Source organism: Roseibium sp. HPY-6, from assembly GCF_040530035.1.
GTDB lineage: Bacteria > Pseudomonadota > Alphaproteobacteria > Rhizobiales > Stappiaceae > Roseibium.
In genome coordinates, this window is record NZ_JBEWCD010000003.1 from 717,501 (window position 1) to 739,185 (window position 21,685).

Annotated in this window: 19 protein-coding genes, 1 tRNA gene and 2 rRNA genes (1 of these 22 running past the window's edge); 12 read left to right on the forward strand and 10 right to left on the reverse strand. The window is 56.6% G+C overall.

Going from position 1 to position 21,685, the window contains the following annotated elements; genetic code table 11:
* The 3 genes from ABVF61_RS29370 to ABVF61_RS29380 form a co-directional block, all read left to right on the forward strand.
* Positions 1-1,915: ribosomal RNA gene (locus tag ABVF61_RS29370) — 23S ribosomal RNA — on the forward strand; it begins 807 nt to the left of the window's first position.
* A 60-nt stretch (positions 1,916-1,975) separates the two neighbouring features.
* Positions 1,976-2,090: ribosomal RNA gene (gene rrf, locus ABVF61_RS29375) — 5S ribosomal RNA — on the forward strand.
* 301 nt (positions 2,091-2,391) lie between these two features.
* Positions 2,392-2,468 (forward strand) — tRNA-Met (locus tag ABVF61_RS29380).
* Positions 2,469-2,967: 499 nt separating this feature from the next.
* Here ABVF61_RS29380 and ABVF61_RS29385 read toward each other — a convergent pair.
* The 6 genes from ABVF61_RS29385 to ABVF61_RS29410 all read right to left on the reverse strand — a co-directional run bounded on the left by ABVF61_RS29385 (position 2,968) and on the right by ABVF61_RS29410 (position 10,189).
* Positions 2,968-3,915 carry a DUF6963 family protein gene (locus ABVF61_RS29385; protein WP_353997156.1) on the reverse strand — a complete coding sequence of 316 codons (948 nt, stop codon included), beginning with the start codon at positions 3,913-3,915 and terminating at the stop codon, positions 2,968-2,970.
* Positions 3,912-5,579: a dipeptide ABC transporter ATP-binding protein gene (locus tag ABVF61_RS29390; protein WP_353997157.1), complete on the reverse strand. Its 1,668-nt coding sequence runs from the start codon at positions 5,577-5,579 to the stop codon at positions 3,912-3,914. The genes ABVF61_RS29385 and ABVF61_RS29390 overlap by 4 nt, the downstream gene beginning before the upstream one ends.
* The gene (locus tag ABVF61_RS29395; RefSeq protein WP_353997158.1) at positions 5,576-6,442 is read right to left on the reverse strand and encodes an ABC transporter permease; all 867 of its coding nucleotides are present in this window, start codon (positions 6,440-6,442) and stop codon (positions 5,576-5,578) included. The genes ABVF61_RS29390 and ABVF61_RS29395 overlap by 4 nt, the downstream gene beginning before the upstream one ends.
* Position 6,443: 1 nt before the next feature.
* Positions 6,444-7,367 carry an ABC transporter permease gene (locus tag ABVF61_RS29400; protein WP_353997159.1) on the reverse strand — a complete coding sequence of 308 codons (924 nt, stop codon included), beginning with the start codon at positions 7,365-7,367 and terminating at the stop codon, positions 6,444-6,446.
* A gap of 157 nt (positions 7,368-7,524) precedes the next feature.
* Positions 7,525-9,078, reverse strand: coding sequence for an ABC transporter substrate-binding protein (locus ABVF61_RS29405; RefSeq protein WP_353997160.1), 1,554 nt, complete (start codon positions 9,076-9,078; stop codon positions 7,525-7,527).
* A gap of 256 nt (positions 9,079-9,334) precedes the next feature.
* Entirely contained in the window at positions 9,335-10,189 is an 855-nt protein-coding gene (locus ABVF61_RS29410) for a MurR/RpiR family transcriptional regulator (protein ID WP_353997161.1), read from the reverse strand.
* Between the two features lie 83 nt (positions 10,190-10,272).
* Here ABVF61_RS29410 and ABVF61_RS29415 point away from each other — a divergent pair, with 83 nt between their 5' ends.
* Entirely contained in the window at positions 10,273-10,929 is a 657-nt protein-coding gene (locus ABVF61_RS29415) for a DUF1028 domain-containing protein (RefSeq protein WP_353997162.1), read from the forward strand.
* Between the two features lie 240 nt (positions 10,930-11,169).
* Here the strand turns inward: ABVF61_RS29415 and ABVF61_RS29420 are convergent, their stop codons facing one another.
* The gene (locus ABVF61_RS29420) at positions 11,170-11,814 is read right to left on the reverse strand and encodes a hypothetical protein (RefSeq protein WP_353997163.1); all 645 of its coding nucleotides are present in this window, start codon (positions 11,812-11,814) and stop codon (positions 11,170-11,172) included.
* Between the two features lie 228 nt (positions 11,815-12,042).
* Here ABVF61_RS29420 and ABVF61_RS29425 point away from each other — a divergent pair, with 228 nt between their 5' ends.
* The 8 genes from ABVF61_RS29425 (at position 12,043) to ABVF61_RS29460 (ending at position 19,255) form a co-directional block, all read left to right on the forward strand.
* Positions 12,043-12,897 (forward strand): branched-chain amino acid ABC transporter permease, encoded by an 855-nt coding sequence (locus ABVF61_RS29425; protein ID WP_353997164.1) that lies wholly within the window; start codon positions 12,043-12,045, stop codon positions 12,895-12,897.
* Between the two features lies 1 nt (position 12,898).
* Positions 12,899-14,017, forward strand: coding sequence for a branched-chain amino acid ABC transporter permease (locus tag ABVF61_RS29430; protein WP_353997165.1), 1,119 nt, complete (start codon positions 12,899-12,901; stop codon positions 14,015-14,017).
* Complete coding sequence (locus ABVF61_RS29435) at positions 14,014-14,760, forward strand: ABC transporter ATP-binding protein (RefSeq protein WP_353997166.1); 747 nt, start codon at positions 14,014-14,016, stop codon at positions 14,758-14,760. The genes ABVF61_RS29430 and ABVF61_RS29435 overlap by 4 nt, the downstream gene beginning before the upstream one ends.
* Positions 14,761-14,762: 2 nt before the next feature.
* Positions 14,763-15,455, forward strand: a complete 693-nt coding sequence (locus tag ABVF61_RS29440) for an ABC transporter ATP-binding protein (protein ID WP_353997167.1) — start codon at positions 14,763-14,765, stop codon at positions 15,453-15,455.
* A gap of 44 nt (positions 15,456-15,499) precedes the next feature.
* The gene (locus tag ABVF61_RS29445; protein ID WP_353997168.1) at positions 15,500-16,744 is read left to right on the forward strand and encodes an ABC transporter substrate-binding protein; all 1,245 of its coding nucleotides are present in this window, start codon (positions 15,500-15,502) and stop codon (positions 16,742-16,744) included.
* Positions 16,745-17,290: 546 nt separating this feature from the next.
* Positions 17,291-17,671 (forward strand): nuclear transport factor 2 family protein, encoded by a 381-nt coding sequence (locus tag ABVF61_RS29450; protein WP_353997169.1) that lies wholly within the window; start codon positions 17,291-17,293, stop codon positions 17,669-17,671.
* A 25-nt stretch (positions 17,672-17,696) separates the two neighbouring features.
* Positions 17,697-18,608: a LysR family transcriptional regulator gene (locus ABVF61_RS29455; RefSeq protein WP_353997170.1), complete on the forward strand. Its 912-nt coding sequence runs from the start codon at positions 17,697-17,699 to the stop codon at positions 18,606-18,608.
* A gap of 209 nt (positions 18,609-18,817) precedes the next feature.
* A complete protein-coding gene (locus ABVF61_RS29460; protein ID WP_353997171.1) occupies positions 18,818-19,255 on the forward strand; it encodes a globin domain-containing protein in 438 nt (145 codons plus the stop codon).
* Positions 19,256-19,292: 37 nt separating this feature from the next.
* Here ABVF61_RS29460 and ABVF61_RS29465 read toward each other — a convergent pair whose 3' ends face one another.
* From ABVF61_RS29465 to ABVF61_RS29475, 3 genes are all read right to left on the reverse strand, one after another.
* A complete protein-coding gene (locus ABVF61_RS29465) occupies positions 19,293-19,691 on the reverse strand; it encodes a RidA family protein (RefSeq protein ID WP_353997172.1) in 399 nt (132 codons plus the stop codon).
* A gap of 94 nt (positions 19,692-19,785) precedes the next feature.
* Positions 19,786-20,691: a LysR substrate-binding domain-containing protein gene (locus tag ABVF61_RS29470; protein ID WP_353997173.1), complete on the reverse strand. Its 906-nt coding sequence runs from the start codon at positions 20,689-20,691 to the stop codon at positions 19,786-19,788.
* A gap of 384 nt (positions 20,692-21,075) precedes the next feature.
* Complete coding sequence (locus tag ABVF61_RS29475; protein ID WP_353997174.1) at positions 21,076-21,678, reverse strand: ATP-dependent Clp protease proteolytic subunit; 603 nt, start codon at positions 21,676-21,678, stop codon at positions 21,076-21,078.
* Positions 21,679-21,685 lie beyond the last annotated feature (7 nt).

A 21,685-nucleotide genomic window follows, 5' to 3' on the forward strand; every position in this document is an offset into this window, starting at 1 on the left:
GGATGAATACTCTCGGGGGTAGAGCACTGGATGGGCTATGGGGGCTTACCGCCTTACTGATCCTAACCAAACTCCGAATACCGAGAAGTACTATCCGGCAGACACACAGTGGGTGCTAACGTCCATTGTGGAGAGGGAAACAACCCTGACCGCCAGTTAAGGTCCCTAAGTTATGGCTAAGTGGGAAAGGATGTAGGACTCCCAAAACAACCAGGATGTTGGCTTAGAAGCAGCCATCATTTAAAGAAAGCGTAACAGCTCACTGGTCTAAATAAGGGGTCCCGCGCCGAAAATGTACCGGGGCTCAAGCCATACACCGAAACTGCGGGTGTGCGTAAGCACGCGGTAGCGGAGCGTTCTGTAAGTCTGCGAAGGGATACCCGTGAGGGGTCCTGGAGATATCAGAAGTGCGAATGCTGACATGAGTAACGATAAAGCGGGTGAGAGACCCGCTCGCCGAAAGTCCAAGGGTTCCTGCGCAACGCTAATCGGCGCAGGGTTAGCCGGCCCCTAAGGCGAGGCCGAAAGGCGTAGTCGATGGGAATGCAGTTAATATTCTGCAGCTTGTGGGTAGTGACGGATGCCGTGTGTTGTATCTCCTTATTGGATTGGGGATGCAGCGAAGGTGTTCCAGGAAATAGCTCCCACGTATAAACCGTACCCGAAACCGACACAGGTGGACTGGTAGAGCATACCAAGGCGCTTGAGAGAACTATGCTGAAGGAACTCGGCAAAATGCTCCCGTAAGTTCGCGAGAAGGGAGACCTCAGTTCGGGCAACCGGATTGGGGTGGCACAGACCAGGGGGTGGCGACTGTTTATCAAAAACACAGGGCTCTGCGAAGCCGCAAGGCGACGTATAGGGTCTGACGCCTGCCCGGTGCTGGAAGGTTAAGAGGAGGTGTGCAAGCACCGAATTGAAGCCCCAGTAAACGGCGGCCGTAACTATAACGGTCCTAAGGTAGCGAAATTCCTTGTCGGGTAAGTTCCGACCTGCACGAATGGCGTAACGACTTCCCCGCTGTCTCCAGCATAGACTCAGTGAAATTGAATTCCCCGTGAAGATGCGGGGTTCCTGCGGTCAGACGGAAAGACCCCGTGCACCTTTACTACAGCTTCACACTGGTATTCGTCACGACATGTGTAGGATAGGTGGTAGACGTTGAAGCCTTGGCGCCAGCTGAGGTGGAGTCACCCTTGAAATACCACCCTTGTCGTCATGGATATCTAACCGCGGTACAACAATATCCGGGACCGTGTGTGGCGGGTAGTTTGACTGGGGCGGTCGCCTCCCAAATGGTAACGGAGGCGCGCGAAGGTGGGCTCAGAGCGGTCGGAAATCGCTCGTTGAGTGCAATGGCATAAGCCTGCCTGACTGCGAGACTGACAAGTCGAGCAGAGACGAAAGTCGGCCATAGTGATCCGGTGGTCCCTCGTGGAAGGGCCATCGCTCAACGGATAAAAGGTACGCCGGGGATAACAGGCTGATGATGCCCAAGAGTCCATATCGACGGCATTGTTTGGCACCTCGATGTCGACTCATCACATCCTGGGGCTGGAGCAGGTCCCAAGGGTTTGGCTGTTCGCCAATTAAAGTGGTACGTGAGTTGGGTTCAGAACGTCGCGAGACAGTTCGGTCCCTATCTGCCGTGGGTGTAGGAGAATTGAGAGGATCTGTCCCTAGTACGAGAGGACCGGGATGGACGTACCTCTGGTGGACCTGTTGTGGCGCCAGCCGCATTGCAGGGTAGCTATGTACGGAAGGGATAACCGCTGAAAGCATCTAAGCGGGAAACCCACCTCAAAACCAGCTCTCCCTGAAGAGCCGTGGAAGACCACCACGTCGATAGGAAGCGTGTGGAAGTGTGGCAACACATGAAGCTTAGCTTTACTAATAGCTCGTTCGGCTTGATCGCTCTCATTAATCAATGCTTATCTGAAATAGACCAGTTCACGACAAAACTGCGCTTCGCCGGCCTGGTGGCCCCAGCGGGGAGCCCCCACCCGATCCCATCCCGAACTCGGCCGTGAAACTCCCCAGCGCCAATGGTACTGCATCTTAAGGTGTGGGAGAGTAGGTCGCCGCCAGGCCTGCTAATCGCAGTGAAAATCTCTTCAACATAGCGCTCACGGCCGCATCGGGCTTCGCCCTGGCCTCCGCGAGGGCGGCCAAAAGTGGCCGGCGCGCACGTGCGCTTGCCTTCGCTGCGCTTCGGAACTCTTGTCCCTTAACAGCGCGGCATCCAAGGCAACAAAATTCCAGGGCATGCCCCAGATGGAGCAGCCCCCGCGACGCCCGCGGATCCGAAAGGATCGAGGACGCGCAAAACAAAAATGACCGGGCAAACAAAGCCCTCGCCGGAAACCTAGGTTCCCGAGCACACAAAAATAACGCGGGATGGAGCAGCCCGGTAGCTCGTCAGGCTCATAACCTGAAGGTCGCAGGTTCAAATCCTGCTCCCGCAACCAACAAAAACAGCCGCCCACACCGGGCGGCTTTTTTGTTGGTAATGGAGACAGGACGCGGACCTTGCAAAGCGGGACCAAAAGGCCCGGTTTGCGGTTCACGACAAGGGCGAAGCCCGAAGGCGCAATGGAGCAACGCGAACATAAAATCCTGCTCCCGCAACCAAATTCGACAACAGCCTCATCCCGTAAGGGGTGAGGCTGTTGTCGTATTCGGGTGGGGGATACAGGCGAAAACCTCCCCGGGCCCCATCATGGAGGACACAAGCCCGACGAAGAAGGGCAGAAAACCCCAAAATCCTGCTCCCGAAACCAAAATCAGCCCGAATGGCAAAAAGCCAGCGGGCTTTTTCTATGCAAGCCCTCAACGAACTCCACAATCACACGACGGGCAGCCCGTTCGCCCGGCACAAGGTCCACCGGACCTGGTGCTCAATCGGCCTCACCTCGTCGTCCTGCGGACCATAACCTGAAGGGGGAGGGTGGAGAAGAAAGAGTTGGATCATGATTTCCGGTCAATTCCCAGTTCGCTCAGAATGGGCAATTTCAGACTTGGTTTGCCGTCCATTGTCATAATCACTCCGTCTTTGACGATCATAAAAGGTTCATATCCCAACCAGCCGATGTCCCTCCCATTGAGTATGATACGGACCTGGTCGCCCAGACCGAAGGGAACTGGATCGGGATGTTGCATCGCCTGAGGATGAAGTATTTGAACCACCTCTTCGTCGCGGTTGATATGAATTTCTGCCCGCTGACCCCTAATCAACCGGATACCTTGAGACGCGGTTATCCAGTGTTCGGCGGCTGGAGGGCGCAACATTTCCTCAAGAACGATGTCGTTGATCATGTCGGCCAGAACCCGAATTGGATGGATGGCGTTATGGATTGTGGCGACAGACACCGGAGGGCTCTGCAGGGTGCGGCTCGAGCACCCATGATCCCGTCGCAGAAGAACTGCAGGCATGTTGCCCGCAGCGATGGTGCCATCAATCGAGAGTGCGACAAATCCTGCATCATGATCCGGAAACCGATCAACGACCGCATCTATGGCCATTTGGGGTGACTGACCACGTTCCATCGCAGCCAGAACATGAGCGTTCAGTGGTATGCCATCATCGGCAGGGATTTGAGGAAAGCGATGACCGGTGACAAGCCCGACACCCGGCTTCGCCGCAACGAACTGGGCCAGAGGTACGGGCCGGTTCGGACCGCTGGAAATAAGAGCAGCGAACGGTGCTCCAAGCATGTTCTCGGGAAGTTCTTTTTGTAAAAGTCCACTTGCGCCATCTGTCTGTGTTTCTGAACGAAACAGTTGCTGATCCTTGGTCAGAACCGCAAGACTGACAAAGCCGCCAATGGCACCTTGGCCGATCGCCTCGGTCGCACGAAGGCCTGCGAGGACGCCTGCACCTGCGTTTGGACCGGTTGCCGCTATGCCGACGGTCATGACGCCACCCAGTGACCGGGGGAAGATTCAACAAGAGGACCGGCAGGATAGCTTCCCTTCAAAGCCGGGCGCACACCTCGTTTTCGTGCAGGATCCGGGACCGGCACCACATCGATCAATGCGCGCGTATAAGGGTGGCGGGGTGCGGCAAATATCTGTGTTGTGGGTCCCAGCTCGAGAATTTTGCCGTGACGCATCACGGCGACCCTGTCGGCAATCTGGCGAACCACTGCAAGGTCATGCGAAATGAACAGCATTGTCAGTTCCTCGCCACGCTTCAGTTCCTCAAGAAGGTCAAGGATACGAGCCTGAACCGAAACATCGAGCGCGGACGTCGGTTCATCCGCGATGATCAGTGAAGGACGGGCCGCGATTGCGCGGGCAATGGCAATGCGCTGGCGTTGGCCACCGGAAAACTCGTGCGGATAACGCCGGGCCATGTCAGCTTCGAGACCGACTTTCTCGATGAGCTGCCTGACGCGTTCGTTTCGCTCGGAACGCCGCAGCTTTTCGTGGATAATCAAAGGTTCCGCGATTGTGTGACCGACCGTCTGGCGCGGGTCGAGAGACGCATACGGATCCTGAAAGATCATCTGCACCTGCCGCCGGGCTGCGCGCAGTTCGCGGCCCTTGCAGGCCCTGAGATCCAGGCTGTTCAGCTGGATTTTGCCCTCATCTGCTTCTGTCAAACGGGCGATGACCCGGCCAAGGGTTGTTTTGCCCGATCCGCTCTCTCCAACCAGCGCCAGTGTTTCCCCCGTTCGAACGGTGAGCGAAACATGGTCGAGTGCCCGGGTCCCGTGGCTGCGAAACAGATGAGGTCCCCGGCCGTTGAAGGTCTTGTTAATGTCGCTTACCGAAAGAAGAACGTCTTGCCTGGTTTTGGTTCGCTCCCTGGCGCTGTCAATGCGGGGGACCGCTTTGAGCAAAGTACGCGTGTAATCTGCTCTGGGGGTTTTGAAGATCCGGGTCACCGGACCATGCTCGACGGCTTGTCCCGATTTCATCACCAGGACCGTGTCGGACATTTCGGCAACCACCCCCATGTCGTGGGTGATCAGTATGAGACCGATGCCTGTCTCGGCAACGATTTCGCGCAAGAGGTCCAGGATCTGAGCCTGAACCGTAACATCCAGAGCTGTTGTGGGCTCGTCTGCAATCAGAACGCGGGGCCCGAGCAGCATCATCATTGCAATGACGACCCGCTGACGCATTCCACCGGACAGTTCGTGCGGAAACTGCCGCATCCGCATCTCAGGCTGAGGGATGCCGACCCGGTCAAGCATCGTGACAGCTCTGCGCCGTGCTTCCTTTGGATCACAGATTTCGTGGCTCAGGAGTGCTTCTGTTAACTGAAGCCCGATGTTCAACACCGGGGTCAGCGCGGTCATCGGTTCCTGGAAGATCAGTCCGATCCCTGTGCCCCGCGGTGGTACAACACCGGGACCTAGCAGATCAGCTCCGTCGAACTCCGCGCGGCCGGTTGCTGTGGCCGCTGGTGGCAACAATCCCATGAGTGCTTTTGCAGTCATGCTCTTGCCAGAACCGCTTTCTCCAACAACAGACAGAACTTCTTCGACCTTCAGGTCGAAACTGATGCCTTCGACCAGGGCACGCGTTCCTATGTGAACCGCTAGATCGCGAACGGAGAGGAGCGCATTCATTTCCGTTCCACCGGGTCAAGGCTCGTCCGCAATCCGTCGCCGAGAAGATTGAAGCCGAGGACTGTAACGGCAATCGCCAATCCGGGGATTGTCATCAACCATGGTGCGCGGTTGATGTAGTCGCGCGATCCGGCGAGCATGTATCCCCATTCCGAAGTTGGTGGCTGCGCACCGAGGCCGAGGAAACTGAGGCCTGCCGCAGCCAGGATGGCAGTCGAAACGCCCAGGGTCGCAACAACAATCATCGTTGGCAGAACATTTGGCAGGAGATGCGTGAGAACCAGACGGGCAGGGCCGGCGCCTGCGGCAATGCTTGCCTCAAAATAAGGTTTCGACGTTTCGACAAGCGCTGCCGAGTAACAGGTTCGCGCATAGAAGGGTACGCCGGCAACCCCGACTGCAATAACGGCGTTCTGCAGGCTGGGGCCCAGAACGGCAACGAAACTGAGCGCGATCAGCGTTTCCGTGAAGGAAAAGAGCACATCAGTACCACGCATGAGGATCGCCTCGATCCACCCACGGCGGAATGCGGCGATCATTCCGACCAGCATGCCGACTGTAAGCGATATGCCGACGGCAACTGCACCGATCAGAAGCGTGATGCGGCTGCCGTAGAGAATTCTGGAAAACATGTCCCGGCCAAATTCATCCGTTCCCAGAAGATACTTTCCACCTGGTGGCAGAAAGCGGCCACCGGCCCCCATCTTTGTCGGGCTGTAAGGCGCAAGCACGTCTGCAAAGCCAGCACAGAAAACAAGGGCAAGAACGATCGCTAGCCCGATCAATCCACTCGGGGAGCGCACCAACCGGCGCCAAAAGCCGGGAGGCGCGCGTTGTGTTTGAGGGTCGCTCGCCGTCTGCATGTCAGGCCCGCCGGATTCGCGGGTCGAGCACGGCGTAGAGCGCATCGATAGCGATCGCCACCGTGACGACGACAACGGAAAATGTCAGGATGAAACCCTGAATGATCGGATAGTCACGCTGGAAGATTGCCTCGACAGCCATGCGGCCGACACCGTTCCAGGAAAAGATGTTCTCAACGACAATTGCGCCGCCCATCATGAAGGCAAATTGCAGACCCATCATTGTTACGACCGGCAAGAGGCCGGCGCGAAGCACGTGGCGGCGCAGAACCAGGGCCTTGGGCAGCCCCTTGGCAAAAGCCGTCTGAACGTAATCCTGGCTCATCACGTCAATCATGGAAGAGCGTGTGAGCCGGGCGAAAATAGCGGCGTTTGAAAGTCCAAGTGTGAGCGCGGGCAAAATAAGGTTCAGCGGTCCGCTGCCGCTGACCGGGAGCCAACCAAGTTCAAGCGCGAAGAAGAACAAAAGCATGAGGCCCAGCCAGAAATGCGGCATGGAAATCCCCGCAATGGCCAGAACCATGAGCGAAATGTCGACAACGCTTCCCTCCCGGTAGGCCGCCAGGAAACCAATCGGGACGCCGATCAAAACGGCGATGAACATTGCGGCACATGCCAGTATCAGCGTGTTCGGCAGACGCTGCATGATCACATCGAGCACAGGTTGGCCGCCGCGAATGGTATTGCCCAGATCACCATGAAGAAGGCGCTCGATAAACATTGCGTACTGAACGGGTATGGGCCTGTCCAGGCCGAGAGATCGACGTACCTCTTCAATCTGTTCCGGGGTCGTGCCCTGGCTTTGGGCATACATTATCTGGACCGGATCCCCGGGCACTGCGTGGATCAGAAGTGTCACGAGAATGGTCGTGATCCAGATTGTAAGCGCACCCATCGCGATCCGGGTGCCGAGAAAGCGCCACATCTTGTCGACCCTGGAGCATCGTGCGTTCGATTGAACGCACAAAGACGCTCTACCACTTCGAATGCGACCAACTTTTGGTTGTTCAATCGTCCCCGATTGAACAGGTGTTGATCTGGAGGAACGCCGCCCGGATCAGGTATCCGGGCGGCAGGCCGGCTCAACCGCCGAGTTTTACGTCGCTGAAATTCGGATAGACAAATGGCGCCACGAAGAAACCATCGACTTCAGGCCGGACGGCAAAGACCCATTCCCAGCCAGGTGTGTAGAGCGGCACGTGGATCGCGTTTTCAAGGAGATACTTGAATACTTCCTGGACCTTGGCCTTGCGGGCGTCCGGATCCGTCAGCACGCGCGTTTCGTCCAGCATTGCGTCGAGCTCGGGCGAGGTGTAGCCGCGGTAAGCGCCGGGCGTGTGCCAGAGCGCGTAAAGAATGTCAGGGTCATACCAGGACCATGTCATCATATCCATCGATCCGGTTGTGCCGGTCGTCGTTTCGTTTTCCTGACGGACCCGGGCATTGAGCGATCCGATATCCATGATTTCGATGGATGCCTTGATGCCGACTTCTGCCAGCTGTGCCTGGAAAACTTCCCCAAGCTTCTGGCGGTTTCCGCCTGTCCAAACGAGCAAAGCGGTTTCAAGCGGCTTGTCCATGCTGTAGCCAAGCTCTGCGAGCAGCGCCTTTGATTTTTCTGGGTCATATCCCGGGCGGTACTGGGCGCAGAAGTCCTGATCGTTGCCGAAAACACCGCGAGACACCGGGCAGTTTTCCTGAACCGACAGGTCACCATAGATCAGGCTGATCGCGGCCGCCGCATCGGTCGCATGGGCAACCGCAAGGCGCGCGCGCTTGTCGTTGAACGGTGGCCGGTGGACGGCAAACTCCCAAAAAACGTTTTGTCCCGTGTTCTCGGCAACGATGATGTCCAGCTCACCGCTGTCCTTGATCGATGGCACATCATCAAACGGGGGTTCGGCGATATGGACTTCGCCGGTTTTCAGGGCCGCCAGCCGCGCCTGAGGTTCCGGAACAACCGTGATGATCAGACCATCCTCATGTGGCGCCCCTGGGTTTTCAGCCAGCTTGCCGAAATTCTTGTAGTCAGGGTTCTTTTCCAGAACGATCTTGTCGCCTTTGGTCCAGGACACCAGTTTCCAGGGGCCGGAGCCAATGGCCGTGGTGGTTCCGAAGCCGTCACCGTTGCTGTCGCAAATGATCGACGAGAAGCTGTCCGCGAGGAACGGGATCATCGCCACGAAGGGTTTCTCGAGCGTGAGCTTGATGGTCAGCGGATCAATGACCTCTGCGCTTGTAATCGGACCCCAGCTGCCCTTTGTGACGCTTGGTGTTTCCTCGCTGAAGGCGGCATCTATCGTGTATTTGACATCATTCGCATCGAGCGGTGTACCGTCGTGGCACATGACGCCGTCCTGCAGGCTGAACGTATATTCCGTCCCCTCTTCGTTCGATGTCCAGGACTTCGCAAAGTGAGGTACCGGCAGGCCGTCAGCGTCCGTCGCCAGCAATGTGTCGTATAGCAGGCTCCAGACCTGGAGGGACAAGGTACTGGTGGCGCGATGCGGATCAAGGGAATCGATATCTCCGTACCGGGCCCAGACTATGTCACCGGCCGCCGCGGAGCTTGTCAAACCTGCGACAATGCCTGCCGCGCCTGCCAATCGGCGCAGGGAATTTCTTCTAAGTTTCATGTCAACATCCTCTCCTTGGAGCTGCGATGTGCTTGCCCGTGTGCGCGCCGTCCGTCGCGCGAGGCAAAGCCGCCCGTGACGCCGGAGAGCAGTCCGGCGTGCTGACATCCGTCTATTGATTTCTGGGCAGGCCCTCGAAAACGGTACGAGGCCGGGCATACTGCGTCAAAAAGAAAGCAGTTTTGACAAGATTAATTTCATTTTTGAATCGTTTGACGGTGTCTGCAGCCCACGAAACGACGCGTTTGAGTCACTTTCAGCCCAGGTCGCCCCACTCTGAGTGGATACCGTCGATGTATTTCAACCGGTCGACAGCATTCTGACCGAGGCGATCCGCAACGGCCATGCACAGATAGGTCATGACCGAAACCGGAGAGGCAAGGGAGTCGAAGTAAGACAAGCCGCTGGTGCGGCATCGCAGCGTGACTTCCGCCAGTTCCGAGTTGCCGGAGCTTGTCAGGTCTGTCACGGATATCGTCCTGGCCCCGGAGAGGCGCGCGGATTGCAGGATCGAACGCAGCGTCGCCGTCCGCCGGCCGATGGCCAGTGCAAGGACGGCATCGGATGGACGGATTGAGGCAAACTCTTCCGGCACGGGAAAGCCGCCAAGCGGGATCATGCGGATGTCCGGTTTCACCTTGATGAGTTGGGCGCGTGCAAAATGTGCCAGCGGGTAGTTGTCACCAAAGCCGACGACCCAGACTTTTTCTGCCCTGGCCAGGTAGGTGACGGCATCTTTCAGTTCGTCGCCGCGAATGGCTTCGATCGTGCGGATTAGGTTCTGGACATCGGATGCAAGGTGATCGGCCAGATCACCGCGCCCACTGCGTTGTTGTATGGGTTCGGAAAAAACACGCTTGTTGTGCTGGCTGTCATTACGGCGGACGCGCGCCATACGCTGCGCGGTTTTAAAGCTTGGGAAGCCTAGACGCTTGAAAAAACGGGCCGTTGTTGCCTTGGACACGTTGGCTAGTGAAGATATCTCTTCAGCTGTGTGGAGCGCAAGACTGTCGGGGTTTTCGAGGAAATGTTCCGCCAGCAGGCGCTCGGATTTGGTGAGGTCGTCAAAGCTCTCAAGAATGCGCTCAGAGAGCCGCGCTGTCTGTACCATGGCAATCTTCACGTTTGACAGTTTCTGAAACTCTGTGAAACAAACTACTCAATAAGCAGTCAAACGCAAAGGTTCAACATGAGATGACTTTCTCGATCCTGGCGCGGGACCCTGATACCGGTGCATTGGGAGGTGCCGCCGCCACAGGAAATCTGTGCGTGGGCGGCTGGGTTCTTCGGGGAAAGCCTGGCATAGGGGTCTCTGCATCCCAGGGATACTATCCAAGCACGCTTTGGGGAGAAGACGTGCTCGATGCGCTGGCAAGCGGCCTTGATCCCGACCGCGCGATCGAGCTTACCGTGAACCCGGATGCCGGCAGAGATTCCAGACAGTTGCTCGCCCTCGATCGATTGGGCAATAGCGGCGTTTTTTCAGGGGCAGAGAACACACCGGAAGTAGCCCATTACGTAAATCCCGACATTTGCGCAGGCGGCAACATGCTTGCCCGGAAGGAAGTGGTTAAAGCTGCCGCTGAAGCGGTGCTGGCGGGTTCAGACAGTTTTCTCTGGCGGTTGCTGTCAGGTTTGAGAGCTGGTTCCGAAGCCGGAGGTGACGCGCGCGGACTGATGTCCGCTGCAATTCTCATTTTCGTCGAAGATTTCCCGCCCATCGATCTGCGTGTTGACTACGATCCGGATCCGCTGAACGTACTGGAGCGATTGATAAGCCGCACCGAAGATCCGGACTACGTTTCTTGGATTAGGAAGCTTCCGACGCAGCGCAAACCTTTCGCACATTAGCTGCGGGGCAGCGATGCTTGTATCTTGGTCACGTTGCATGCGTTGTCTGCGTTGTTCGCAGTTCAGTCACGGCTGCTGATCATTTGATGACAATTGCCACCTAGAGATTCTGGACGCACCAAACGTTAGAGTCTCGCTGTGATCAGGCTCCCGCAACCAACAAAAAGCGGTCCTCTTTAGGGCGGGTTTTTGTTTTTGAGACAAGCCTCTGCGCAAAGCCGGAGCAACTAACGCAATCTTCTATTGAGCGCGTACGCTTTTGAGAATGTCCTCGAGCTTGGTCTCGATTGACTGGAGGGTTTCGGGGCTCAAAGTGTCCTGATCGGCGGTTGAGGCTTCCAGATCGGCTGACAATTTACGGATCCGCTTGTGCAGCTGCGTGACCGCGGATTCAAGGTTTTTGACTTGTAGGGAAATGCGTTCGACTGCGGCGCTGTTGCCGCTTACGGGCATAACTTGCTGTTCCAGGGATTTGATACGGCTTGTCTGTTTCAGGAAAGCAGTGTTGATGAGCTTGATCTGCTGCTCTATCCGCTCCGGTACGGGCGGAGTGTCTCCCCAGGCCAGCAACGGGGCAACATCCTTTTTCAGTCTTGAGACGCGGCCTGTTTGATTGACCAGACCCTTTACGATCTGGTTGATCTCAGCGCGCAGCGCAGGATCGATTTCTTCCTTGGTAGCCGGATCCACAGGTTCGGATGTGCTCTCAAGTTGCGCGATCTTCTCTTCGAGTTGTGCAACACGCCGCTCGAGGGCGGCTTCAGCGTTCAAGGTTGCGTCATCCGGAGACCGCAAAACCGGGACAAGACCGATTGCCGTGGCCATCACCAATGCTGAGGCGGAAATGGCAACGGGAATCCAGTTGTCCTTTAGAAACGCTTTCATGATGGCCCTTCCTCCCGACAGCCGCGGCCGGTACAAGTCAAAGCTATCGGGCAGGAGCAAGCGCTCGAATTCAAGTTCAAGCGTTTCAATCGTGACAAATAAAAGACTGAGCGCAACGTAGCAATATTGCTCGTTATTATCGTTTACGTGATTTGCGGGAACCCTTTTGGAGAAGCAAGAGGCTGGGTACGGCGTAGCCTCAACAAGCAACAATTGGGAGGCCCGCGCGTGTCTTTCGCAGTCGACTCCTTGTTTATAGGAATACTGCAGGCATCGCCGCTTATACTGGCCGCGATTGGCTTCACGCTTATCTATTACCTGAACGGCTTCATCAATTTTGCCTACGGTGAAGGCATCACCTTTGGCGCCTATTTCGCCTCTCTGTTCAACGTGGCTTTTGGACTTAGCTTTTACATCTCCATTGTTCCTGCAGCCATTTTGAGCGGGCTTTTAAGCGTCGCGACCTATCTGTTCGTTTTTCGTCCGGCCATGCAGCGCGGGATCAAACCGTCGGAGCTGATCATTCTGTCGGTCGGTCTTTCCTTCGTTCTTCGATATGGTCTGATCCTTTTTGTCGGCGCGGAAAACGTCTATCTGGACGAGCCGCCGATCGAGTTTTTCAATCTGATCGGCGTCGGCGCGACCAGTTTGCAGCTTATCGCTCTTATTCTTGTCGCAGCATTCGCGTTCAATCTTTACTGGATCATCTATCACACCGGTTTCGGCGAAAAGGTTCGGGGGCTTGCCGACAATCCGGAACTGGCCCGTGTCTGTGGCATCAATCCGCATGAAATCTCCGTCAAGGTGTGGTTCGTTGCCGGTGCCGCTGCAGGGCTCGCGGGAATTTTTCAGGGCGTTTTCGCGCTTGTAAATCCCCTTATGGGTTGGAACCTGATCCTCATTACGGTGATGGTTTCCATCATCGGCGGCGTCGGCAGTGTTCGAGGGGCGCTGGTTGCCGCTGTTGTCGCAGGCATTCTGACGGCCGCAATCACGCTTCTCACCAAGCCGCTTTATGCGGAAGTTGCCCTGCTTATGGCCTTCATTCTGATTCTTTGGCGCCGTGGCGCACGGGTTGTCTGACATGGCCTATCTGATCTTCTCACTTTCGCTACTGCTCATCTATGTCGGTCTGGCGCTCGCACTGCATATTCAGTTCGGGCTCCTGGGCATTCCGAACTTCGGCGTTGTCGGATTTTGGGGGCTCGGCATGTATGCAATGGGCGTCTTTCAGGTCCAGCTCGACCTTTCCTTCGTCGATGCCATTGTGCTGTCTGTTGCTTGCGTTGCTGCGGCCTCCTGGGTGATCGGACGGCTGGTGCTCAGGCTGGATGCGCAAGGGATCCTGTGCGCCACGATCGCCTTCAGCGCGATCGTCGCGCTGCTCATTGTCACCGAGAAATGGATGACGATGGGCGTTGTCGGACTAGGGACGATCAAGTATCCGGTGCGGATCGGTGGTGCGACGGAGTACCTTTATTTCCTCTTCCTTGTCGCAGTGGTCGCCGCCTTGCAGCTGTTCACGCTGCGGCTGCACAAATCGACCACCGGCCGGTTGTTGCTGGCAATAAGAGACAATGAAGAAGTCGCCGCGTCGCTTGGCAAGGACACATACGCGGTCAAGACATTCTGGTTCGTGGGCACGTGCACTGCCATGGGACTTCTGGGCGCCCTGTCAGCGCCACTGAACCAATTCCTGACACCGAACATGATCGTCCCAAGTGTCACTTTCGCCGTCTGGATCGCGTTGGTACTGGGCGGCAAGGAGCATTCCCTGGGCGCGGTCGTCGGTGTTTTCATCACGTTCGGGATATTCGACATTCTGATTGAGACATATGCGCCAGTCACGCCGGAGCTTGCGGTCTATGTCCCGAATTTCAAACTGTTTGTTTATGGCCTGTTGCTTGTCGGCGTGCTCATGTTCAAGCCCGTTGGCCTTCTCGATCCGGGCCTGCCGCCCGAAGCAGTGATCAGCAGGGCGACTGATGGCGTGCAAACCGGTGTTGCACTTGGCCGTCGTTTCCTGGGTCAAACGGCGGCAGCGTCAAGAGCATTGTGGGGAAAGGGTGGCACGGACGGAGGCGGCCGCCGCGCGCCCGAAGCGGGTACTGCCGTCGCTTCGACAGCCGAAACCGGAGCTCGCGTCCCGCAAGCGGATAGTACAACCCCAACCACGGATCCAACACCGGAGAAGTCGTCATGAAGCTGACCGCCTCCGGCCTGTCCAAGTCCTATACCGCCCACCCGGTCCTCAACATTCAGGAGGTCATGTTTGGCGGTCATGGCATTGAGGGGCTGATCGGGCCGAATGGTGCGGGGAAGTCGACATTGCTTGGATGCCTGACCCGGCGCATCCCGCCAACGACAGGTTCGGTCACCTTTGAAAAAGACGGCCGGGACCATGATTTGATCTCGCTGTCATCCCACCAGGTCGCTCAGCTTGGCCTGGTCAAGACCAATCAACGCATCCAGGGGTTCGAAAGCCTGACCATTCGCGACCAGCTGCGCATGGCGGCGACCCCACCCGAGCGCGAGGGCTGGCGGTTCTCCTGGAAACCCGATCCGGGAGATCCCGAGCTTGAAGCGACGATCGATGCGCTTTTGAACCGGTTTCCTTTTTCCAACCCCGATGGGTTTGCCAAATCCGGTGGCGAAAAGAAGCTCGTTGATATCCTGCGATGCCTGATCGTCCGGCCCAAAATGCTGCTGATGGATGAACCGACGGCAGGGTTGCCGGACGAAATCACCCAGGAAGTCATGGCACTTGTGCGTTCGCGCGTTGAGGAAGGTGAGCTTGTCGTCCTGATCATCGAACATGATCTGGAGCTCATCTGGAACAACTGCGACTACGTTCATTTTCTGTCCGAAGGCGAACTCCTGTTTCAGGGCGATCCGGACGAAGTGAAGAACAACCGTGTCGTTGCCGAAAAGTACATGGGGATTTGAGCATGCTCGAAGTGTCGAATCTCTGCAGTGGCTACGGTGAGGTTCAGGTCTTGCACGATCTGAATTTCGACATCGGCAATGAAGTCTTCGCTGTGCTGGGTGCGAACGGGGCAGGAAAGACGACGCTGCTGAAGACGCTGGCGAAACTGCTCCCGGTCCGGACCGGCCGGATGAGCTGGCACGGGGACGACGTGACCGCCGCACCGCCTTATGAGCTGACCGGGATGGGTGTCGCCTATGTCCCACAGGAAGGCAATGTCTTTCCGCGGCTGTCGGTGGCGGAAAACCTGTCACTCGGCGCGCTTGTAGGCAATCGTCCGAAGGAACAGCGGCTGGAAGAAATATACGCACTGTTCCCCCGTCTTGCGGAGCGCAAGGATCAATCCGCAGGGAGCTTGAGCGGTGGGGAAGGACAGATGCTTGCCGTCGGCAGGGCACTGATGCAGGAGCCCGAAATCATCCTGCTTGATGAGCCATCCGCCGGTCTTGCGCCGCTTTATGTCGACGTCTTGTTTGAAACCATCGCCGAGGCACGGCGTGCCAAGGGCGTCATCATCGTTCTTGCCGAACAAAACGCGGTCAAAACCCTGGAAATTGCCGACCGCGTGCTCGTGTTGAGCCTCGGCAGAATGCTCATGCTCAAGGACGCAAAGCACCTGAGCATGAAGGAGCTGATGCAGGCCTATCACATCTGACATCAGTCATTGAACGGGCCGAAACCCGAAGGGAGGAGGATGACATGAAACTGAACAGGTTCTTTGTATCGACAGCACTGGCCCTGGCGTTCAGCGCGGGCAGTGTGTCCGCGCAGGACATAAAGGTAGGTCACCTGACGTATCACACAGGTGAATACGGCGGATTTGGCGAGTTCTTCGACGCCGTGACCGATTTTGCGCTTGAGGTTATCAACCAGGATCCGCCGCTCGGGCGCAAGCTCGTGCCGATCCATCAGGATATCGGCACCATTGGAGAAGCGCGCGCCGCACGCAAGCTGGTCGATAGCGAAAACATCGACATCCTTTTGAATGCCGCGCACAACTACATGTCCTACAGGGACTACATTCTGGACAAGGTCAAAGCGGACAAAGGGCCTCTATTACCATCAGTTCATGGCGGAGCCATCGAGGCTGAATTTGGTGGAAACGCCGACGAGCCGCTGTTCCGCGGCTCGCCCATGGATTCCGCGCAAGGGTCTGCCGCACTGTTGCACGCCAAGAATGCCGGAAAGAACTCTGTTGTCTTTGTCGCAACGGAGGCAGCCGGTTCACAGCTTCAGAAAAACGCAGCGATCAAGGCCGCCGACAAACTCGGGATCGAAGTACTGGACAGGATCGATATCCAGCCCAACCAGTCGAATTACCGGAGCGTGGTCAGCAAGATCGCCAACCAGAACCCGGATGCCGTGATCGTGTTTTCCGCCCCCGCTGATGGCGGTGCGTTCGTGAAAAACGCGGCCGAATCCGGCAATTCCTGGTTCATCATCGGCACGTCCGAGTGGCAGGAGCCTGGATTCATTCAAACCGCAACGCAGGCAGCTGTCGGCAAGCATGAGGCGGTCGTTCTGGCGGCTTTTTCAAATGCCGGCGGGCCGGCCTGGGCCTTCTATGAGCCGACGGCAAAGGACTCCAAATACATCGACAAGATCGGCGATGCGGGTAATTCCTACGCGATCCAGTACTATGACCTGCTTGTGGCGTCGGCTCTCGCGATCGAAAAGGCTGGCAGTCTGGAGGCCGATGCGTGGGTTGCGGCGATGTATGATGTCACCGGTGGAGACGGAAAGGTGGTGCACACATACGCCGACGGACTTGCCGCAATCCGGGCCGGTGAAGAAATCAACTACGACGGTGTGACGGGCACGATGGATTACACCGACACCGGTGTGCCCGCCGGTATTTACGGCATCTTCCAGTGGACCGGCGAGGATACCTTGGAGCAGGTCGCGGAAGCGGACGGCAAGGCTGTGTTGGAACTCGACCAGTAACATAGCAAGACGGGCTCGCGACGGTCGTCCGCGAGCCCGTTTATTTTTTGAAGCGCAATGCCTAAGAAAGTAAAGTCAAGTTGTTTGAATAGAATTTTATTATAAAAAAGTTCTAAAAAAATTTTCTGCCAAAATAAAGAAATGTATTTCTCTAAAAAACTTACCCCAGGAACCGTTTCCCGGGCGGTTCCTTGGGGCTGGTAAATTTCTTCTTCGCAACAATACTCAAAAACGATATTTCGAGATTTAAGTAAACTGTTTCTTAAATTTAACCTTAAGATTGAATCCCCGCCTCTGAACCGTTCATTTGTCCGTGAACGAACAGCCACTTTTAGCACCAACAAGAGCAACAGCTGCTGAAAGGACTTTTCACGCGAGCGGCACCCCCGCGCGACTTCCCCGACCAGCTGTCATGACGCTGCATGCGCTTGCAGCGACAAATACCGCTTATGTCGGCCCCCTGGGCTTTTGTTGGACACATGGCAGCCAAATTGCGAGGTTCTGCGCCGGGACTGTCCGCCAAAATACGCCAGGAGGCTCCGCAATATGCCCAAAGCCATGCCGACGCTGATCAAGCGCTACATCGATGCTTACAACGCAGGCGATGTGGACGGGATGCTGGCGTGCCTGTCGCAGGATATCCGCTTCACCAACATTACCGGCGGCAAGGTGACTGCAGAGGCGTCAGGGTCCGCCGATTTCCGCACCATGGCGGAAACGGCGTTGCGTTCGTTTTCCAGGCGTCATCAGGAAATTACAAACGTGATTACCGTCGACGCGGTGACGCTCGCCGAGATTTCCTACTCGGCGACGCCGGCACAGGACCTTCCGAACGGCTGGAAAGCCGGTACGGGTGTCTCGCTCAGCGGAGCGTCGCTGTTCGAAGTCAAAAACGGGCTCATCGCGAGGCTGACGGATCAGAGCTGAGGACGACGGGAAAGGAACAACCGACTTGAACTGGGATGATCTTCGGATATTGCTCGCCCTGATAAGGTCCGGCTCACTGACGCGGGCATCGATCATGCTGGGCATTGATCAGTCCACTGTTGGCCGCCGCCTCTCCGCATTGGAGGCAGCTCTCGGAGCAACGCTGTTCTTGCGCTCGAAGTCGGGGCTGATCCCGACGGAAGTAGGCGAGAAACTGATTGCGGATGCGATGGAGATCGAACGGCGCGCGGAACGTATTTTTCAAACGGCGGTATCGCCGGTCCGCGAACCGGCGGGTGAATTGCGCATTCTGGGTGATCACTGGGTTCTGGAGCACCTTGCCGAGCACTTCCTCCCGCGTCTTGCGCAGATGTATCCCAAACTGACGGTTTTCCTGTTGTCGGGATGTCCGACGGCGGCATCATGGTCGGCGGCAACGATCTCGCTGTGGTTTGAAGACCCACCGCAAATGGGCGAATTCTCAATCAAAATTGCCGACGTGCCCTTTGCGCTTTATGTGCCTGCGGAGCGCGATCCCGCAGCACTGGGATGGGTTTCCATGCGTGACACCAGCGGCGCGCGGCGCGCACCTGCCAGATATCTTGAAAAAATCAAACAGCGTGACGAACCGGTCAGCTTTGTCGGCAACGATCCGCGTCTTCTGCTGGCGGCAATTCGGCAAGGTCTTGGCAAAGGCCTGTTGCCTGTCGCGCTCGCGGATGCGGAGCACGCGCTTCAACGTCTGAAGGGTGGCAGTGTGGAGATCGAGCGCGCTCTGCACCTCCATGTTCACCCTGATACCGTGCAGTTTCCGAGGGTTCAGACGGTAATCCGTGAATTGCGCGAAAGTGCAGAAGATCTGTTCGGGCGTGGTTCCAAAGCACAAGATCGGCTGGAAACACTGCGGCGGCGGCGGCGAAACGAATGTGCGGCGTAATGGATAAGCACGCCCGCGGCACCGCGCAACAGGTCTATCTGATGTTGGCGCCCCTTTGCCTGCGCGCAATCATCGGGCGTTTGTGCAAGACCCGCGTGCAGTCATGTGTATTGTCGTGCAGCTTGTACATCCATAGAATTTAGATCGAACTTACGCAGCAAATGCGCGAAGAATTGGCCTTTTTGGAACTGTACGCCGGGAGTGGAAAGATGACTTTGAGCCAAGAGGATATTGACCTCATCCGAACGTCCTTCATTTCCCTTTCGGCCAACCTGCAACACGCAGGAGACGTGTTCTACGAAACCCTTTTCGAAATCGCGCCCCATACCCGAGATCTGTTCCTGCAGGATATGGCGTCGCAATCCGTAAAGCTCATGAGCACATTGGGCCTGGTCGTCTCCCAGCTTCAAAACGCCGGTGAACTTGAGCCGATCGTCAAGGATCTTGCCTTGCGGCATTTGGCCTATGGCGTTGAAAAGGAACATTATTTTATTGTCAGAGAAGCCTTGATCACAATGCTGAGGACCGTGCTGGATGCGCAGCATCCCGAAGCGGTGTTCGCGGCCTGGACGCGCGCCTATGATGGCCTTGCAAATGTTATGATCGAGGCTGCTTACCCGGAGCGGTCGCTTCAGATGCATGCCTGATGGCATCAGTACGCCAATTGATTTGGGCCAGGGTTAACTAGTTTCCGGCAAGCACCTCAATCTCGATCAGCCAGTTGGGATCCACGAGACCTGCGATGATCAGCGTCGTCACCGCAGGCGGATTGGAAGAGTGCCAGCGCGTTTGACGGATCTCGGTCAGCTCCGCAAGATCTTCTCCCCTTGTCACATAATAGGTGACCCTCATCATGTCATCGAGCCCTAGTCTGTGAGCATCCAGCAGGGCCTCGACATGGTCCATGGCCTGGTGGCACTGCCCGGCAAAATCGGATGCAACGGCGCCGTTATTTGCGACGCCGACCTGACCGGAAAAAGCAACCAGTTTCTTGGGATGATCCAGCCGGGTCGAATGGGTGTAAATCCCGGCATATTGATCGGGCACGGCGCGCAATGTCGTGGGGTTCAGACGTTCAATCATGTTTCATAATCCAGCTTGTCACTCTTTGGCGAACGTTAGCCGGGCCTGTTTGGGCAGGACCAACAAAATCCAAAGGCGCCGTGACAAGCTGAGTTTATTCCACAGCGTCCAGAAACGTGCTGATTTCATGTGCGAGCCATGTTCGGAATGCCTTGATCTTTGGCGTGTTTCTGAATGCGTGGGAATATGTGAGCCAGTAAGCCCTTCCGTCGCTGCAGGTTATGTCGAACGGACGGATCAACTGACCGTTCTTCTCCGCATCCCGAAAAAACGCGGGTGTGACCATGGCAACACCGTGTCCGGCGATCGCGGCTGTCGCTTCCAGAACCTGCGGGCCGAAGGTCTGGCCCGGGAGATCACCAATGTCGGTCGCGTCGACCCCGGCCGAACCAAACCAACGGATCCACCAGGGGTCGAGGCCGCCAAGTATGGGCAGTTTGAGAAGGTCTTCCGGACGCGTGATCCCTCCGATGCTCTCGGCAAGAGCCGGGCTCAACATCGGCGTGAATTCAACGTCTATCAGCTTGTGACACTCAAGATCGGGCCAATCCCCACGGCCGCTCCTGATCGCGACGTCGATAATACCGGAATGGAAGTCAACCAGGGTTTCACTCACTTCCAGCCTCACGGCGATTCCCGGGTGCGCGATCTGAAACTGCCCCAGTCTTTCTGCAAGAAAATTCGTTGCAAAGGTCGGGATGACGCTCATGGTAAGCGTTCCCTGTGCATTGCCTTGAGCCTCCGCAAAAGCGTCGGCGATCAAATTCAGCGCATCGCCCGTCTTCTTGGCCAACGCCGTGCCGACCTGTGTCAGCTCAACGCCTCTCGGTTTGCGGTGAAACAGGGGTTGTCCGACACGTTCCTCCAGCACCTTGATCTGATAGCTGACGGCGGCCTGGGTGAGGCCCAACTCGTTGCCGGCACGTGTAAAGCTGCCATGGCGGGCAGCGGACTCGAACGCCCTGACGGAGGCAAGCGGGGGAAGCTGCGAACGGGCCATTCATAAATCTCACTAATGGGTGTCTGTGCCGGATTTGTTTGATAATTCGAATTTTATCCCGAGAATCTGGGGAAGTAATAGAAAAATATGGATCTCGAACATGCCCATCAAGATCACGAAAGCTATTAATGGCCTTAGGCCATGTGCATGGCGTCAGTTTTTCAGTTTCACAAAACGCAAAAAACCGCGCGTGCATATTCGAAGTCTGTCAAATCACCTGAGGACAGACATTGGCCTGTGCCGCGAAGACGTCTCAAGCGCCAGGGATAGAGCGTATGTACGCTTCGATCACTGGCACTAGGAAATCGGGTTTTTTCAACCGGGTGACAAACCGCAAGTAAGAACAGGCAGGCAAAACGTGACGGACCCCGACGACCGAAAAGGTCAGCCGACGTCCCGTTCTGAAATGATCCGGTCGATCAGACCCCAATCGAGCGCTTCTTCAGGTGTCATGAACCTGTCGCGCTCAAGAGCACTTGCGAACGCGTCGAAATCGCGATGGCAATGCGTCGCATAAAGATTTGTCATCTTTGCCTTGGTACGCTGGATCTCTTCGGAATGAATTAGCATATCCGTTGCCTGCCCCTGAAAGCCGCCCGAGGGTTGATGGATCAGGATGTTGGCGTTCGGCAGCGCGGACCGTTCGCCAGGTTCTCCCGCCATCAATAGAAACGAGCCCATCGATCGGGCCGTTCCCATGCAAAGCGTGTGTACCGGCGCCTTGATGAATTGCATCGTGTCATACATCGCAAATCCGCTGGTCACGACGCCGCCCGGTGAATTGATATAAAACTGTATCGGTTTCTTCGAACTCTCAGCTTCCAGAAAGAGCAACTGAGCGCAGATGAGAGCTGAGACCGTGTCGTTGACTTCCCCATTCAGGAAGATGATCCGGTCCCGCAACAACCTTGAAAAGATATCGAATGACCTTTCGCCGCGGTTTGACTGTTCAACCACCATAGGGACGAGTTGCATCGTTTCGCGCATCGGCGAA